16 protein-coding genes are annotated in these 14,580 nt (G+C 75.3%); 7 read left to right on the top strand and 9 right to left on the bottom strand.

Features of this window, described 5'->3' with window-relative positions:
- Positions 1-25: 25 nt before the first annotated feature.
- Complete coding sequence (locus tag AB0424_RS04375) at positions 26-394, top strand: tetratricopeptide repeat protein (protein WP_190157040.1); 369 nt, start codon at positions 26-28, stop codon at positions 392-394.
- Positions 395-435: 41 nt separating this feature from the next.
- Here the strand turns inward: AB0424_RS04375 and AB0424_RS04370 are convergent, their stop codons facing one another.
- Together AB0424_RS04370 and AB0424_RS04365 are read right to left on the bottom strand one after the other, a co-directional pair.
- On the bottom strand, positions 436-705 hold the full coding sequence (locus tag AB0424_RS04370) for a DUF6343 family protein (RefSeq protein WP_366302148.1): 270 nt from the start codon (positions 703-705) through the stop codon (positions 436-438).
- Between the two features lie 132 nt (positions 706-837).
- Complete coding sequence (locus AB0424_RS04365; protein ID WP_366302147.1) at positions 838-1,173, bottom strand: hypothetical protein; 336 nt, start codon at positions 1,171-1,173, stop codon at positions 838-840.
- 326 nt (positions 1,174-1,499) lie between these two features.
- Between AB0424_RS04365 and AB0424_RS04360 the strand changes: the two genes are divergently transcribed.
- The 3 genes from AB0424_RS04360 (at position 1,500) to AB0424_RS04350 (ending at position 6,507) form a co-directional block, all read left to right on the top strand.
- Positions 1,500-4,337, top strand: a complete 2,838-nt coding sequence (locus AB0424_RS04360) for a DEAD/DEAH box helicase (RefSeq protein ID WP_366302145.1) — start codon at positions 1,500-1,502, stop codon at positions 4,335-4,337.
- The gene (locus AB0424_RS04355; RefSeq protein WP_366302143.1) at positions 4,334-5,605 is read left to right on the top strand and encodes an SWIM zinc finger family protein; all 1,272 of its coding nucleotides are present in this window, start codon (positions 4,334-4,336) and stop codon (positions 5,603-5,605) included. The genes AB0424_RS04360 and AB0424_RS04355 overlap by 4 nt, the downstream gene beginning before the upstream one ends.
- A gap of 128 nt (positions 5,606-5,733) precedes the next feature.
- Positions 5,734-6,507, top strand: a complete 774-nt coding sequence (locus AB0424_RS04350) for a chaplin (protein ID WP_366302142.1) — start codon at positions 5,734-5,736, stop codon at positions 6,505-6,507.
- Positions 6,508-6,554: 47 nt separating this feature from the next.
- Here AB0424_RS04350 and AB0424_RS04345 read toward each other — a convergent pair whose 3' ends face one another.
- The 3 genes from AB0424_RS04345 to AB0424_RS04335 all read right to left on the bottom strand — a co-directional run bounded on the left by AB0424_RS04345 (position 6,555) and on the right by AB0424_RS04335 (position 9,056).
- Positions 6,555-7,244, bottom strand: a complete 690-nt coding sequence (locus AB0424_RS04345; RefSeq protein ID WP_366302141.1) for a DUF2293 domain-containing protein — start codon at positions 7,242-7,244, stop codon at positions 6,555-6,557.
- A 25-nt stretch (positions 7,245-7,269) separates the two neighbouring features.
- Positions 7,270-7,728: a hypothetical protein gene (locus tag AB0424_RS04340; RefSeq protein WP_366302139.1), complete on the bottom strand. Its 459-nt coding sequence runs from the start codon at positions 7,726-7,728 to the stop codon at positions 7,270-7,272.
- Between the two features lie 116 nt (positions 7,729-7,844).
- Positions 7,845-9,056 (bottom strand): pyridoxal phosphate-dependent aminotransferase, encoded by a 1,212-nt coding sequence (locus AB0424_RS04335; RefSeq protein ID WP_366302138.1) that lies wholly within the window; start codon positions 9,054-9,056, stop codon positions 7,845-7,847.
- A gap of 91 nt (positions 9,057-9,147) precedes the next feature.
- Between AB0424_RS04335 and AB0424_RS04330 the strand changes: the two genes are divergently transcribed.
- Positions 9,148-9,786, top strand: coding sequence for a helix-turn-helix domain-containing protein (locus AB0424_RS04330; protein ID WP_366302137.1), 639 nt, complete (start codon positions 9,148-9,150; stop codon positions 9,784-9,786).
- A gap of 44 nt (positions 9,787-9,830) precedes the next feature.
- Here the strand turns inward: AB0424_RS04330 and AB0424_RS04325 are convergent, their stop codons facing one another.
- Together AB0424_RS04325 and AB0424_RS04320 are read right to left on the bottom strand one after the other, a co-directional pair.
- A complete protein-coding gene (locus tag AB0424_RS04325) occupies positions 9,831-10,199 on the bottom strand; it encodes a MerR family transcriptional regulator (protein ID WP_366302135.1) in 369 nt (122 codons plus the stop codon).
- Between the two features lie 26 nt (positions 10,200-10,225).
- Entirely contained in the window at positions 10,226-10,978 is a 753-nt protein-coding gene (locus AB0424_RS04320) for an SDR family oxidoreductase (RefSeq protein ID WP_366302133.1), read from the bottom strand.
- 74 nt (positions 10,979-11,052) lie between these two features.
- On the opposite strand from AB0424_RS04320, the gene AB0424_RS04315 reads away from it, so the two are divergent.
- Positions 11,053-11,703 (top strand): uridine kinase, encoded by a 651-nt coding sequence (locus tag AB0424_RS04315; RefSeq protein WP_366302667.1) that lies wholly within the window; start codon positions 11,053-11,055, stop codon positions 11,701-11,703.
- A gap of 67 nt (positions 11,704-11,770) precedes the next feature.
- Here AB0424_RS04315 and AB0424_RS04310 read toward each other — a convergent pair whose 3' ends face one another.
- Both AB0424_RS04310 and AB0424_RS04305 read right to left on the bottom strand, forming a co-directional pair.
- Positions 11,771-12,664, bottom strand: a complete 894-nt coding sequence (locus AB0424_RS04310) for a PfkB family carbohydrate kinase (protein ID WP_366302132.1) — start codon at positions 12,662-12,664, stop codon at positions 11,771-11,773.
- A gap of 74 nt (positions 12,665-12,738) precedes the next feature.
- On the bottom strand, positions 12,739-13,743 hold the full coding sequence (locus AB0424_RS04305; RefSeq protein ID WP_366302131.1) for a pseudouridine-5'-phosphate glycosidase: 1,005 nt from the start codon (positions 13,741-13,743) through the stop codon (positions 12,739-12,741).
- A 274-nt stretch (positions 13,744-14,017) separates the two neighbouring features.
- On the opposite strand from AB0424_RS04305, the gene AB0424_RS04300 reads away from it, so the two are divergent.
- A complete protein-coding gene (locus AB0424_RS04300; protein ID WP_017238672.1) occupies positions 14,018-14,374 on the top strand; it encodes a cupin domain-containing protein in 357 nt (118 codons plus the stop codon).
- Positions 14,375-14,580: the final 206 nt, after the last annotated feature.

Raw genomic sequence — 14,580 nt, 5'->3', positions numbered from 1 at the left:
CCGGATCGAGGGGAAGGATGCCATCGTGGCCGACAGGAACCCGGAAACGCACGTCATCGACTTCCGCGCCGCCGAGCACCTCCTGGCCGCGCGGGATCCGCGTGGCGCCGTGAAGCTGCTGGACTCGGTGATCGCCGCCCATCCCGAGAACACGGCGGCGCGTCTGCTGCGCGCCCGGGCGTTCTTCGCGGCCGCCCAGCTCCGACCGGCCCAGCTGGAGTTCGAGCTGGTCCTGGAGCGCGAGCCCGACAACGCGTTCGCCCACTTCGCCCTGGCCCGCACCTTCGAGCGCTCCGGGCAGACCGCCCAGGCCACCCGGCACTTCCGCCTCGCCGCCGCCCTCGACCCGAAGCCCGAGTACCTCCAGGCCGCGGGTTTCGACACCAGGAACTGACCGGAAGGGCCGGGACACGGCGGGTCGCGGGGCGGCGACGCTCAGTGCTTCGGAGTGCCGTGATCGGGCTCGTACGGCGGGACGCTCCGGCTCGGCTGCCAGTGCGCGCCCTGGTGGAGATGGCGCGCCACCATCGTCAGGTCGACCGCGACCACCACGAACAGCACCCCGCAGGCCGCCGCCCAGCCGGGGCGGTCGAGCAGCGAGAAGACGGTGGTGCCGAAGGCGGCCCACAGCAGCCCCCACACACTCAGCCAGAACCGCAGCCGCAGCGCGCTGCGCGCGGTCGCCGGCTCGTTGCCGCTCCGCATGACGGTCACATCCCCCGTCCGGATTCCCGAGGGCTACTCCCAGCATGTACCCGCGGCAGCGGAAAGGGAACGAGCGGGGCGAGGTCCCGGGAGACCCGGCGGACGACCCCGTGGCCGTCCCCGCCGGACGCTCTAGTGGACGACGGTGTAGCTGCGCCACGGCAGGGTGCCCGGCGCGATCTCGTCGGCCAGGGTGGTGGGCAGGTAGGTCGGCATGGGCCCCTGGCAGTCGCGGGTCCGGTAGAGCACGATGTCGTTCAGGGTGTTGTTCTCGATCTTGCGCACCCCGGCCGGTGCGAGCCGATGACAGCCGTTGACCGACGGGCTCGTGATCTTCACCAGCACATCCCGCTCGGTCTCGTACTCGAGGGTGCCCACGGCCGAGCGGCCCAGGCCCGAGCAGCCGGCGACGGCGAGAGTGAGCAGCACGGCCCCGGTGGCGGTCGTGAGACGCCGGCGAACGGACATGGCGGTTCCTCTTCTGTCGTGACGGGTCGGTCGTGACGGGCCCGTCGGGTCGGCTCGTGACGGGTCCGCCGGGTCTGTCGGATCGGTGGGTGACGGGCCTGGCGAGTCGGGTCGGGTCGACCGGGGCGGGCGGAGGAGCCGCGGATCCGCGTGGACGCGGACGCCTCGGACCGACCCCGGTGAACGCCACCCTGCCGCCCCTCGCACGCCCTGTCACGCGCTGCTGGGCCGCCCGGGGGAACCGCCTGGCGGCCGTTGTCAGACCCCACCCGTAAGGTCGGGAGTCCAGTCGGTTCCGCGTCGGGCGACGGGAGGAGGGAAGAGCCGTGACACACACCTGGACGACCAGCGCCGCCGTCTTCCTGCCGGCCGCCCTTCCCCGGGAGGGGCGGGTCGCCTTCTGGGCGACCGACGGCGGGGCGCCGCCGGACCCCGAGGGGAGCGGTGCGGAGCGGGTCGAGCTGACCGTGGCCCGGCGACACGGCAGCGGGGCCCGGGGACGTGCCGTGCCCGCGGTCACCCTCCCCGTCGAGACGGCCCTGCCCCACCTGGTCGCGGCCCGCCACCACCCCGCGGCGCACCCCGCCACCGCAGGCTGGGGAGCCGCCGCCCTGCACGCCCTGCACCTGACCGCCCGGGGACGGCTGCTGCCGGGGCTCACCGCGGACGACCTGGACGCCTGGCGGGCCGGGCCCCTGGACGCCGACGACATCGCCCATCTGCGGGCCGTCGCCGCCGCCCTGCCCTTCGAGGCGTACGCGGTGCCCGTGCCGGGCCGCGGCGCGCTGCGACTGCCCGAGCCGGAGGCCCTCGTGCGCGCCTTCCTCGACGCGGTCGCGGACACCCTGCCCCGGAGCCCGGCCGCCGCCCACGCGGTCGGGGCGCCCTTCGCGGCCCGCGCACCGCAGCACCTGCCCCGCGCGCGTGCCTGGGCCGCCGAGGCGGCGGCGGGGATGGACGCGGGCGTGCGGGTCTCGCTCCGCCTGGACCTGTCGGGCTACGAGCTCTTCGACATCGACCGGGACGAGGACGGGGACGAGCGCCACGCCGCCGCCGCGATCCTCCAGATCCACAGCCTCGCCGACCCCACCCTCGTCATCGACGCCGCGGACCTGTGGGCCGGCGAGGGCGATGTGTTCGGACCCCGGGCCCGCGTCGACGCCGTCCTCGCCCTGCGGCGTGCGGCCCGCGTCTGGCCGGCGCTCACCCGGCTCATGGAGCGGGACGTGCCCGACGTCCTCGCCGTCACCGAGAACGAGCTGTACGAACTGCTCGGACCCGCCTCCGCCCGCCTCGCCGACGCGGGAGTCGCCGTCCACTGGCCGCGCGAACTCGCCCGCTCCCTCAGTGCCTCCGCCGTCGTCAGGCCCGCGCTCGCCGCGCCGGGCTCCGCGACGGACGGCACCTCCTTCTTCGACAGCGACGAGCTGCTGCGGTTCAACTGGCAGCTCGCCCTCGACGGCGACCCGCTCACCGAGCGCGAGATGGACCTCCTGGCCGAGTCCCACCGGCCCATCGTGCGCCTGCGCGACCAGTGGGTCGTCATCGATCCCGCCCTCGTCCGCAAGGCGCGCAAGCGGGAGCTCGGCCTGCTCCAACCGGTCGACGCCCTCTCCGTCGCGCTGACCGGGACCGCCGAGGTGGACGGCGAGACCGTGCCCGCCGTCCCCGTCGGGGCGCTCGCCGCCCTCCGCGACCGGCTCCTGGCCGGACCCGAGGACGTGCAGGCCCCGCCCGGCCTCACCGCCACCCTGCGCGACTACCAGCTCCGCGGCCTCGCCTGGCTGGACCTGATGACCTCCCTCGGACTCGGTGGCTGCCTCGCCGACGACATGGGCCTCGGCAAGACCGTCACGCTCATCGCCCTCCACCTGCGCCGCGCCCGCCGCGCCCCCACCCTCGTCGTCTGCCCGGCGTCCCTGCTGGGCAACTGGCAGCGGGAGGTCCGGAAGTTCGCCCCCGACGTCCCCGTCCGCAGGTTCCACGGGACGGAGCGCGACCTGACCGGCAGTGAGGGCGGCTTCGTCCTCACCACCTACGGCACCCTGCGCACCAGCGCGGCCGAACTGGCCGGACGGGAGTGGGGGATGGTCGTCGCCGACGAGGCGCAGCACGTCAAGAACCCGTTCTCCGCGACGGCCAGGGCGCTGCGCGAGATCCCCGCTCCCGCCCGGGTCGCCCTGACCGGTACCCCCGTGGAGAACAACCTCTCCGAACTGTGGGCGCTCCTCGACTGGACCACCCCCGGACTGCTCGGCCCCCTCAAGGCGTTCCGCGCCCGCCACGCCAGGGCCGTGGAGAACCACGAGGAGATCGAACACCAGGAGGCCGTGGAGCGGCTCGCCCGGCTCGTGCGGCCCTTCCTGCTGCGCCGCCGCAAGTCCGACCCCGGCATCGTTCCCGAGCTGCCGCCCAAGACGGAGTCCGACCACCCCGTGGCCCTCACCCGGGAACAGGCATCGCTGTACGAGGCGGTCGTCCGCGAGACCATGGCGCAGATCGAGGAGGCCGAGGGCATGGTCCGCCGGGGTCTGGTCATGAAGCTGCTGACCTCCCTCAAGCAGATCTGCAACCACCCCGCCCAGTACCTCAAGGAGCAGGCCCCGCGCGGGGCCGGCACCGCCCGGCTCGCCGGCCGCTCGGGGAAGCTCGCCCTCCTCGACGAACTCCTCGACACGATCCTCGCCGAGGACGGCTCCGTGCTCGTCTTCACCCAGTACGTGTCGATGGCGCGGCTCCTCGCCGACCACCTGGCCGCACGCGGCATCCCGGCCCAACTGCTCCACGGCGGAACCCCGGTGGCCGAGCGGGAGCGGATGGTCGACCGCTTCCAGGCCGGCGAGGTCCCCGTCTTCCTGCTCTCCCTCAAGGCGGCGGGCACCGGCCTCAACCTCACCCGGGCCGGGCACGTCGTCCACTACGACCGCTGGTGGAACCCGGCCGTCGAGGAGCAGGCGACCGACCGGGCCTACCGCATCGGGCAGACCCAGCCGGTGCAGGTGCACCGGCTCGTCGCCGAGGGCACGGTCGAGGACCGCATCGCCGAGATGCTGCGCGCCAAACGGGCCCTCGCGGACGCCGTCCTCGGCTCCGGGGAGGCGGCCCTCACCGAGCTGACCGACCGCGAACTGGCCGACCTGGTGTCCCTGAGGAGGCCCGTGTGAACCCCGCCCGGGGCGTGCGGGGAGCCGCCCCCCGCCACGACGACCGCCGCCGCAGCTTCCCGCCGGTCGCCCCCCGGGAGGCGCCCGACGGCCGGTTCGCCGCCACCTGGTGGGGAAACGCCTGGGTGGAGGCGCTGGAGGACGCGGCGCTCGACCCGGCCCGCCTCGCGCGCGGCAAGGCGTACGCCGGGCGCGGGCACGTCGACGCGATCACGGTCACCCCCGGCCGGGTCGTCGCCTACGTCCACGGCACGCGGCCCCGCCCGTACCGCACCGAGATCCGGATGAGGACCCTCGGCGACGACGGCTGGGAGCGGTTCCTCGACGGGGCCGCCGCCCGCCCCGACCACATCGCCGCCCTGCTCGACAAGGACGTGCCGCACGCCCTGGAGGCGGTCACCGGACTGCTGCCGGCGCCGGGCGACCTCGTCCCCGACTGCTCCTGCCCCGACGACGGCTACCCCTGCAAGCACGCCGCAGCCCTCTGCTACCAGGCGGCCCGGCTCCTCGACGAGGACCCCTTCGTCCTCTTCCTGATGCGCGGCCGCGGCGAGCAGGAACTGCTCGCCGAGCTCACCCGGCGCAACGCGGCGCTGTCGGCCGCCGAGACCTCCGCGGCCGCGCCGCCGATGCCGACCGTGCTCGCCCGCAGCGCGTTCCCCCCGGCCGACCGGGCGTGGCTCCCGCCGCTGCCGCCCGAGCTGCCCGTCCCGGACCGGCCCGGGCGGCCCGCCGTCTTCCCGCCGGACCCCCACGCCCCCGATCCGCTCGCCCTCGAACTCCTCGCCACCGAGGCCGCTGTCCGCGCCCACGGATTCCTCGCCACCGGCCACGACCCGGTGGCCGCGCTCACACCCTGGCAGGACGCGGTCCGACTGGCCGCCGCGCACCCCGGTTCCGGGCTCACCGCCTCGACCCGGGCGCTCTACCGCGACCTGGCGGACGCGCTGGACCGCACGCCCACCGACCTCGCCCGGGCCGTCGCCGCCTGGAGGCAGGGCGGCGCCGCGGGTCTCGTGGTCCTCGAAGAGCCCTGGGACCCGCCGGCCGGCCCGTTCGACCGCGCCAGACCGGCGCTCCTCGCCGCCGACTTCCCTGCCTTCCGCCCCTGGCGCAACCGGCTCTCCACCGAGTCCCTGCAGCTCCGGCTCGGCCGGGACGGCCTCTGGTACGGCTACGAGTCGGACGCCGGCCGCGAGGACTGGTGGCCGCGCGGCGCCCCGGATCCCGACCCGGTGGGAGCGCTCACCGACCTCCTGGGGCGATGATCCGACACTCGAACGATGTCCCACTCGATGGAGTGAAACCCGTCAACGGGCGGATCCGGCACACCCGTTTGTCGCGTTGATTCCGGTACGGGCACTCGCCCGTGTACACCTCCGGAAGGCAGGAAGCCATGAGGCAGATTCGCCGAAGTGGTCTGGCCACACTGTTGGTCACGGGTGGGGCGCTCGCGCTCTCGGCGGGCGCCGCGCACGCCGACTCCGGCGCGCAGGGCGCTGCGGTCGGCTCGCCGGGAGTCGGCTCCGGCAACGCGGTTCAGCTGCCGGTGCACGTGCCGGTCAACGCCTGCGGGAACACGGTCAACGTCGTCGGACTGCTCAACCCCGCCTTCGGCAACGGCTGTGCCAACCGCTCCGCCGAGCCCGGCGGTTACGGCTCGGACCAGGGCGGTGGCCGTGCCCACAAGGACGAGCCCGGCACCCCGCGCGGCGGGGAGCAGGCCGGCGGCTCGCACGGCAACGGCGGCGGCTCCTCCAACGGCGGCGGGTCCACGGCGGAGAGCGAGGCGGCCGGTTCCCCCGGCGTGCTCTCCGGGAACGGCCTCCAGCTGCCCGTCGACCTCCCCGTGAACCTCAGCGGGAACTCGGTCAACGTCGTCGGCGTGGGCAACCCGGTCTTCGGCAACACCTCGGTGAACGGCCCCGGCAAGCCCCAGCAGCCGATCGAGGTCCCGACGCCGCGTCCGCAGACCCCCGTCAAGAACGTGCCGGTGCCGCAGGCAGAGACCGAGGCCCCGGCCCCCGCGCCGCAGGGTGAGACGAGCACCGTCGCTCTGGCCTCCACCGGCTCGGACGCCATCGGGTACGCCGCTCCCGCGAGCGCCGCGCTGCTGCTCGGCGGCGCCCTGCTGTACCGCCGCGCGCGTCGCGCCGGGGACGGGGCCTGAGGGTCCGCTCCCCGCGGACCGGTCGCCGCGCGCTGACGCCCGAGCCGTCAGCCGTGACGCCCGCCGCGCGCGTCCCCTCCGCCGTGACGCCAGGCCCGGAGCACCGTCTCGATGGCGGGTGCGACCCTCGTCCGGGCCTGGTGCCGGGGTACCCCCTGCATCAGCAGGGTGTCGTACGGCGTGTCGACGTGCCGGACGGAGGCGCGCACCGCGGCGGTGACGGCGCCGCGGTCGAGGGCGCGACCGGCCGCCGTGCGCCCCACCCGTCCGCTGCCCTTCGCCGACGCGTGGAGGGCGATCTCGTCGACCCGGTCCTCCGGGCAGGACGGGAACAGCCGCTGGATCTCCGCCCGGAGGAGCGCGGTGACTCCGGCGTCGAGCGCCGCGCGCCGCACCGCGTCCCGGGCCCGCCGCCTGGCCCGCGCCTCGGCGTCCGCCAGGCAGGCGAGCTCCGCCCGGGCGAGCGCCGCCTCCTCGACGAGCAGGCCCTGGCGTTCGTACCGCGTACGGCGCCGGTTGTGGCGTACGACCACGGCCCAGAGATCGCTGTTCTCCCGGGCGCGCCGGGTGAGCGCCGTGTCGCCGCGGCGGAGGAAGACCAGGTGCCCGAGGTCGGCGCAGTCCAGGCAGACCGGGGCGTTGAACTCGACGATCATCCGCTCCAGGGGGCCCTGGTGGCACTCCGAGCAGCGGCGTCGCTTGAGCGGCTCGACGACGACGGGTGCGACGAGGTCCACGTCCGCTCCTCCCTTCGGTCGGGCCTCAGCGGACGCCGGGCGCCGCGGCGGAGATGAAGGTGGCGAGGGCTTCCTTCGCCTGCTCCGAGCGGCGGGCGCGGTCCGCCTCGTCGACCGCCTCGTGCATGCAGTGGGAATCGACGAAGGCCGCCTCGGCCAACCGCCGGACCTCCGGGTCGTCGCAGACCAGCTGGACGCGGAAGAGGGCCTGCCGGGCGGCCGTGCGCTGGCGGTAGGAGGCGTGCCGGGACTCCTCCGCCTCCTCCGAGCCGGGGTGCTGGAGCGCCCGGAACCAGCGGTCGTTCTGGCTGTGCCGGTAGTCGACGACCGCGCCGGCGAAGGCGCTGTAGGTCGCGATCCGCTCCTGGCGGAGCTGTTCGGTGCGGGCGAGCGCGGCCGTGCGTTCGGTGGCCCGCCCCTGGAACCAGTGGGTGAAGACGACACCCAGCAGGGTTCCCACCACGGCTATCAGCGCCGCATCCATGACCGGCCGTCCCTCCCGTTTCTCCCGGCCGCTGCGCTCGCCGGGTCCGAAGATCCTTCGATCCTCAGATCATGGCAGCCTGGAGGGCGGCGCGTCACCGTCGCGGGGGCGGTGCGTCACTGGCGGTAGCTGCTGAGGAAGCGGCCGATGCGGCTGATGGCGGCGTCCAGGTCGTCGGCGTACGGCAGGGTGAGGATGCGGAAGTGGTCCGGGCGGGGCCAGTTGAAGCCGGTGCCCTGGACGACCTGGATCTTCTCCCGCAGGAGCAGGTCGAGGACGAACTTCTCGTCGTCGTGGATCTTGTGCACGGCGGGGTCGAGGCGGGGGAAGGCGTACAGCGCGCCCTTGGGCTTCACGCAGGAGACGCCGGGGATCTCGTTGAGCTTCTCCCAGGCCCGGTCGCGCTGTTCGCGCAGCCGGCCGCCCGGGGCGGTCAGCTCGTCGATCGACTGCCGGCCGCCGAGCGCGGCCTGGATGGCGTACTGGGCGGGGGCGTTGGGGCAGAGGCGCATGGAGGCCAGCATGGTGAGGCCCTCCAGATAGCTCCTGGCGTGCTGCTTCGGGCCGCTGACGACCAGCCAGCCGGAGCGGAAGCCCGCCACGCGGTACGTCTTGGAGAGTCCGCCGAAGGTCAGGACGACCAGGTCGGGGGCGAGGGAGGCGGCCGGGTAGTGGACGGCCTCGTCGTACACGATCCGGTCGTAGATCTCGTCGGCGAACACCATCAGGCCGTGGCGGCGGGCGAGGTCGAGGATGCCCTCGACGATCTCCTTCGGATAGACCGCGCCGGTGGGGTTGTTGGGGTTGATGATGACGAGCGCGCGGGTCCGGTCGGTGATCTTCGACGCCATGTCGTCGAGGTCCGGGTACCACTCGGCCGACTCGTCGCAGAGGTAGTGGACCGCCTTGCCGCCGGCCAGGGTGGTGGCCGCGGTCCAGAGCGGGAAGTCGGGGGCGGGGACGAGGACCTCGTCCCCGTCGTCCAGGAGCGCCTGCACGGCCATGGAGACGAGCTCCGACACGCCGTTGCCGAGGTAGACGTCGTCGACGTCGACCTCCGCCACGCCCATGGCCTGGTAGCGCTGGGCCACGGCGCGGCGGGCGGAGAGGATGCCGCGCGAGTCGGTGTAGCCGTGGGCCCGGGGGAGCATCCGGATCATGTCCTGGACGATCTCCTCGGGCGCCTCGAAGCCGAAGAGCGCCGGGTTTCCGGTGTTGAGGCGCAGGACGCTGTGGCCCGCCTCCTCCAGCGCGTTGGCGTGCTCGATCACCGGGCCGCGGATCTCGTAGCAGACCTCGTTCAGCTTGCTCGACTGCCGGAACTCCATGTCCGACCTCCCCAGGTCCCCGGAATCAGTGTTGCTTGGTTTTACCAAGTTCGAGCTTGGAAAGTCCAACAACATGTCTAGACTGCGTCGCATGCCACGTCAGCCACGCCGCCGCAGCTACGACCAGCACTGCGCCGCCGCGCGCGCCCTCGACCTCGTCGGCGACCGCTGGACCCTGCTCGTCGTCCGCGAACTCCTCGCCGGCCCGCGCCGCTACACCGACCTCCACGCCGATCTGCCCGGCGTCAGCACGGACATGCTCGCCGGCCGGCTGAAGGACATGGAGGGGGCCGACCTCGTCACCCGGCGCCGACTGCCGCCGCCCGCCTCCGCGTTCGTCTACGAGCTCACCCCGCGCGGACGCGACCTGCTGCCCGTCCTGCGCGCCCTCGCCGCCTGGGGAGCCCCCGAGCTCGGCGAACCGCGGCCCACCGACGCCGTCCGCGCCCACTGGTACGCCGTCCCGCTGCTCGGCGCACTCGCCGGGCTGGGTGAAGGAGTCGTCCAGGTGACCCTGGACGAGGGGGAGTTCCACGTCCGGATCGGTGCCGACGGTACGACCACGTACGGCGACGGTGTCTACGGCGACGCGAGCGGCGAGCTGCCGGACGTCCGGCTGCGCACCGACACGGCCACCTGCCGGGACCTCGCCGGCGGCGGACTCACCCTCGCCGAGGCGGTCGAGGCGGGACGCGCCACGCTCGACCGGACCGCGCCGGCCGTCGGCTGAGCGCGGGTGACGCCGGGGGCGTCCGCTCCCGACGGGGCCCGCGGTCAGCCGCGTGGGGACTCCGGCGCCGGGAGCGCCGCCAGCGCGCCCGCGAGGCGGTCACGAGCCGTGGTCTGGGCCGCGATCCGGGCGTCGAGGACCGCGAGCCGGTCCCGGGCGATCTCCAGCCCGCGGGCGGACGGCGGGGCGGCGGAGACGTCCCCGTCGAGGCAGGAGCGGAACGCCGACACGTCGTCCAGGGTGAGCCCGGCGTCCAGCAGGTACCGGATGTTCGCCACCCGGGCCGCGGCGCACTCCTCGTACACCCGGTAGCCGTTGGTCTCGCGGGCCGACGCGATCAGCCCCGCCGCCTCGTAGTGGCGCAGCGCGCGGGCCGACACCCCGGTCCGCCGGGCCAGTTCACCGATGCGCAAGGACGCCACCTCCTCGCGCAGTCGTATCACGCGACGAGCGCGCCCCCGTCGACGGGCAGCACGGTGCCGGTGAGGAAGGCGGCGTCGGGGGCGGAGAGCGCGGTGATCGCCCAGGCGACCTCCTCGGGCCTGCCGACCCGGCCCAGCGGCGTCCGCGCGACCTGCCAGGCCCGCAGCGCGCGCCGCCGCTCGGGGGAGAGCCCCATGTGGTCCGCGATCGGCGTCTCGATGGCGCCGGGGGCGACCGCCACCACCCGGACGCCGTCCGGGGCGAGCTCCACCGCCCAGCAGCGGGTCAGCGTCTCCAGGGCGCTCTTGGTCGCCGGGTAGAGGGAGTTGGCGGGCCAGCCGCGCTGCCCGACGGTCGTGGAGACGTTCACCACCACGCCCCGGGAGGCCCGGAGCGCGGGGACGGCGGCCTGGGTGAGCAGGACGGGGGCGACGAGGTTGGTCTCCAGGAGCGGGGCGACGACGGAGCGGTCGAGGGTGCCGAGCGGGCCGCCGGCGGAGATCCCGGCGTTGTTGACCAGGACGTCGAGGCGCCCGTGGTCGGCGAGGGCGGCCCGCACGATTCCCTCCGGCGCCCCCTCCGCCGTGATGTCGGCGACGAACGGGTGGATCCCGGCGTGCCCCTCGGCGGACTCCCGCAGGGGTTCCTCCCGGCGGCCGACGGCGACGACGGTCGCGCCCTGTCCGGCGAAGGCGTGCGCGGTGGCCCGGCCGATGCCGGTCCCCGCGCCGGTGACGACGACGACCCGGGTGCGTGTGGTGGTGTCCATGGGTGGGATGGTCGAACAGTGACGCCAGTGACAAGGTCAAGCGGAGACGCGGAGCGGCGGGCAGGATGAGCGGGATGCGATACGAGGCGATCACCTGGGACCGGCTGGCCGAGGCCCTCGCGGCTCATGTCGACGACGCCGTCCCCGGCGACGGCGGCCCGTGGCTCAAGGTCGGCGTCGACGGGCCGCCCGCCGCGCCCGGGGACGAGCTCGCGGGGCTGCTCGCCGAGGCGCTGCGGGCGCGCGGGCGCTCCGTCCACGTCGCCGGGACCGGCGGCTTCCTGCGGCCCGCGTCCCTCCGGTACGAGTACGGCAAGCAGGATCCCGACGCGTACTACTCCGGCTGGACCGACACCGGGGCCCTGTGGCGCGAGGTGTTCGGCCCGCTCGAACCCGACGGCACCGGACGCGTCCTGCCCGATCTGTGGGACCCCGTCAGGGACCGCGCGACCCGCAGCCCGTACGTCACGCTGCCGCCCGGTGGGGTGCTCGTCGTGCACGGGCCGTTCCTCCTCGGCCACTGGTTCCCGTTCGACCTCACCGTCCACCTGCGGCTGTCGCCCGCCGCGCTCGCCCGGCGCACCGAGGAGCCCTGGACCCTCCCCGCCTTCGCCCGGTACGAGACGGAGGTCGACCCCGCCGGCGCCGCCGACGCCGTCGTGCGCGCCGACGACCCGCGCCACCCGGCCTGGACGGGCCTCGACCGGGGCGGGGACGCGGACTGAGGGGCCCGCTCGGCGATCCGGCCACGCGGCGGGCATGCCGGCCGGACGGAGAGGCCGAGGCGGACGGCTAGCTCGGTGGCGGGAGGGCTCCCGGGGCCGGGGGTCTGCCGCCCACGAACGTCACCGCTTCCGCGCCCGCGCGGCAGCCCGCCTCCGCGGCGCGTACCGGGTCCGCGCCCGCGATCAGGGCGGCCAGGAAAGCCCCGGTGAACGCGTCGCCCGCGCCCGTGGAGTCGATCCGCCGGGCGGGCGGCACCGTCGGAGCCGCCACCCGGGCGGAGACCGAGCCACCCTCGGCGAGCAGGGCGCCGGCCGCTCCCAGGGTGACCACGACCAGAGGGAAGCGCCGGCTCAACTCCGCGGCGGCCGTGGTGGTTTCGGTGGACCCGGTGAGGGAGCGGGCCTCGTCGGCGTTGGGCAGCAGCAGCTCCGCGCCCTCCGTCGCGGACAGGAACCGCTCCGCGCCCAGCCGATCGAGGAACCCCGCCGAGGCCGGGTCGACGCTGACCGGGACCCCGGCCGCCCGGGCGTCGCGCAGGGCCCGCCGGGCCGTCTCGCGGCTGCGGTCGGCGAAGAACAGGTAGCCGGAGAGGTGCAGTCGGGCCACGCCGTCGAGCAGACCGGAGGTCCAGTCGGCGGGGGAGAGGCGGAGCGCGGCGCCGCTGTCGGTGAGGAAGGTGCGCTCCGCGGAGGTGTCCACGAGCGCGATGACCGTGGCCGTCGCGGCGTCCGGGTCCGGCACGAGCAGCGGGCGCACCCCGGCCCGTCGCAGCGCCCGCTCGTGCCAGGCGGCCGCGTCCGTTCCCACCCGGCCGAGCAGCCGCACGTCGCCGGGGGCGGAACGCGCGGCCCAGCACGCCGCGTTGGCTCCGGCGCCGCCCGGCAGCGTCCGGATCTCGGCCGCCGTGTCCGTGGCGGGTGCGAGCGGCGTCCGGTGCCGCGCGACCACGTCGGTGACCACGTCCCCGACGACGAGCAGCGCGCCCCCGGACGGTCCCGCGGTCCGGCCCGGCGGCCGCGTGCTCTCCGGGGGCCTCACCGACCGGCGGGGCCGCGCGGCCCCGCGCCGCCGGACGCGTCACCGCCGGACGATCCGCCCCGGGACCCGGCGGCGCCGGACGTCCCCGCGTCGCGCCCTGCCCCGTACGCCCCCGCGACGGCCGCCGCCAGCCGTACGTTGCCCCGTACGGCCGCGAGGTTCGCCTCCAGGGACGCGCCGTCCGTGTGCACGGTGAGGTATTCGAGCAGGAACGGCGTGACGGCCTGGCCGGTGATCCCCTTCTCGCCCGCCGCCGTGAGGGCCTGGGCCAGGACCCGGTCGTGCAGGGCGGGGTCCAGCTGGTCGGCCTGCGGGACGGGGTTGGCGACGACGAGCGCGGCCGCGGGGCCGCCGAGCGCGTCCTGCGCCCGTATGACGCGGGCCACCTCCTCGGGGGTGTGCAGGGTCCAGTCGACGGGCTCGCCGGAGGAGGAGAGGTAGAAGCCGGGGAAGTGCCGCGTGCCGTAGCCGACGACCGTCACCCCCAGGGTCTCCAGGCGCTGGAGCGTCGCGGGCACGTCGAGGATCGACTTGACCCCGGCGCACACGACGGTGATCCCGACCCGGGCGAGCAGGCGCAGGTCGGCGGACTCGTCCTGGGTCTCGCTCCATGCGCGGTGCACTCCGCCGAGGCCGCCGGTGGCGAAGACCCGTATCCCGGCGGCGTGTGCCAGCCACGCCGTCGCCGACACCGTGGTGGCTCCCGTGACACCGGTCGCCAGGGCGGGGGCCAGGTCGCGGTGGCCCAGCTTCCGGACGGCGGGGTCCTCGGCGATCCGGGTCAGGGCCGCCGGGTCGAGGCCCACCCTGGCCGTGCCGTCGACCACCGCGACGGTGGCCGGGACCGCGCCACCGGCCCGCACCAGCTCCTCCAGCTCCACCGCCACGGCGAGGTTGCGCGGGCGCGGCAGGCCGTGGGCGATGATCGTCGATTCGAGCGCGACGACGGGGCGGCCCTCGTGGAGCGCCTCCCGTACCTCTTCGGACACCTGTGTGGACATGTCCCATTCCTTGGCGCGGCCACGGGCACCGCAAACCTCGTCGGCGACCTCCCGCCACGGCACGGAGGCCGGCCGCGGAATCCGTCACGGGGTGCCGGGGCCGGCCGCGGGAAGGTCCGCGGTGCCCTTCGGGGGCCGCGCCGAAGGGGCGGTTCGGATTTCGTCGTCCCTGCGGGATCCGGACGTCGTGCCTGGTGGGAGGCGAAGCGGAGGGCGTTCTTCCAGGGGCTCCCGGCCGGTCGGGGGCCGTCGGGCCCCGCTACAGTCACCGGCCATGACGACTCATGACCTGCCCTCCTTCGCCGTGCACATCCCCGACGCCGAGCTCGAAGCGGAGCCGCTCGACCCCGGCCAGATCGTCTCCGGCACGCCCGAGGTGACGGGCAAGGTGCTGTGGGAGTCGGCCGACGGCAAGCAGCTGCGCGGCATCTGGCAGATCACCCCCGGCGTCGTCACCGACACCGAGGCCAACGAGCTCTTCGTGGTGGTCTCCGGTCGCGCGACCGTCGCCGTCGAGGGCGGCGAGACGCTGGAGATCGGGCCGGGCGACGCGTGCGTGCTCCGCGAGGGCGACCGCACGACCTGGACGGTGCACGAGACCCTCCGCAAGGCGTACCACATCAGCCTCTGAAGTCCCGTCGGGCGCCGTGGGGTTCGAGGGTCTGGTAGGAAACCTTCCTATCCGCTAGCATCCCCCGCGGCGGCTTGGCGCGGCGCCCGATCCCGGGGCGTGACGCGCTCAGCGAGAGCTCTGACCCGGCCGCCGAGCACCACCCCGCCGCGTGGCGCCCGAATCGCCATCGGCCGGTCGCCCCCGCCCGCACCCCCGGCGGCGCG

Source organism: Streptomyces sp. NPDC051180, assembly GCF_040689545.1.
Taxonomy (GTDB): Bacteria; Actinomycetota; Actinomycetes; order Streptomycetales; family Streptomycetaceae; genus Streptomyces.
The sequence above is the reverse complement of the archived record's forward strand: the minus strand, read 5'-3'. Positions and strand labels throughout refer to the sequence as shown.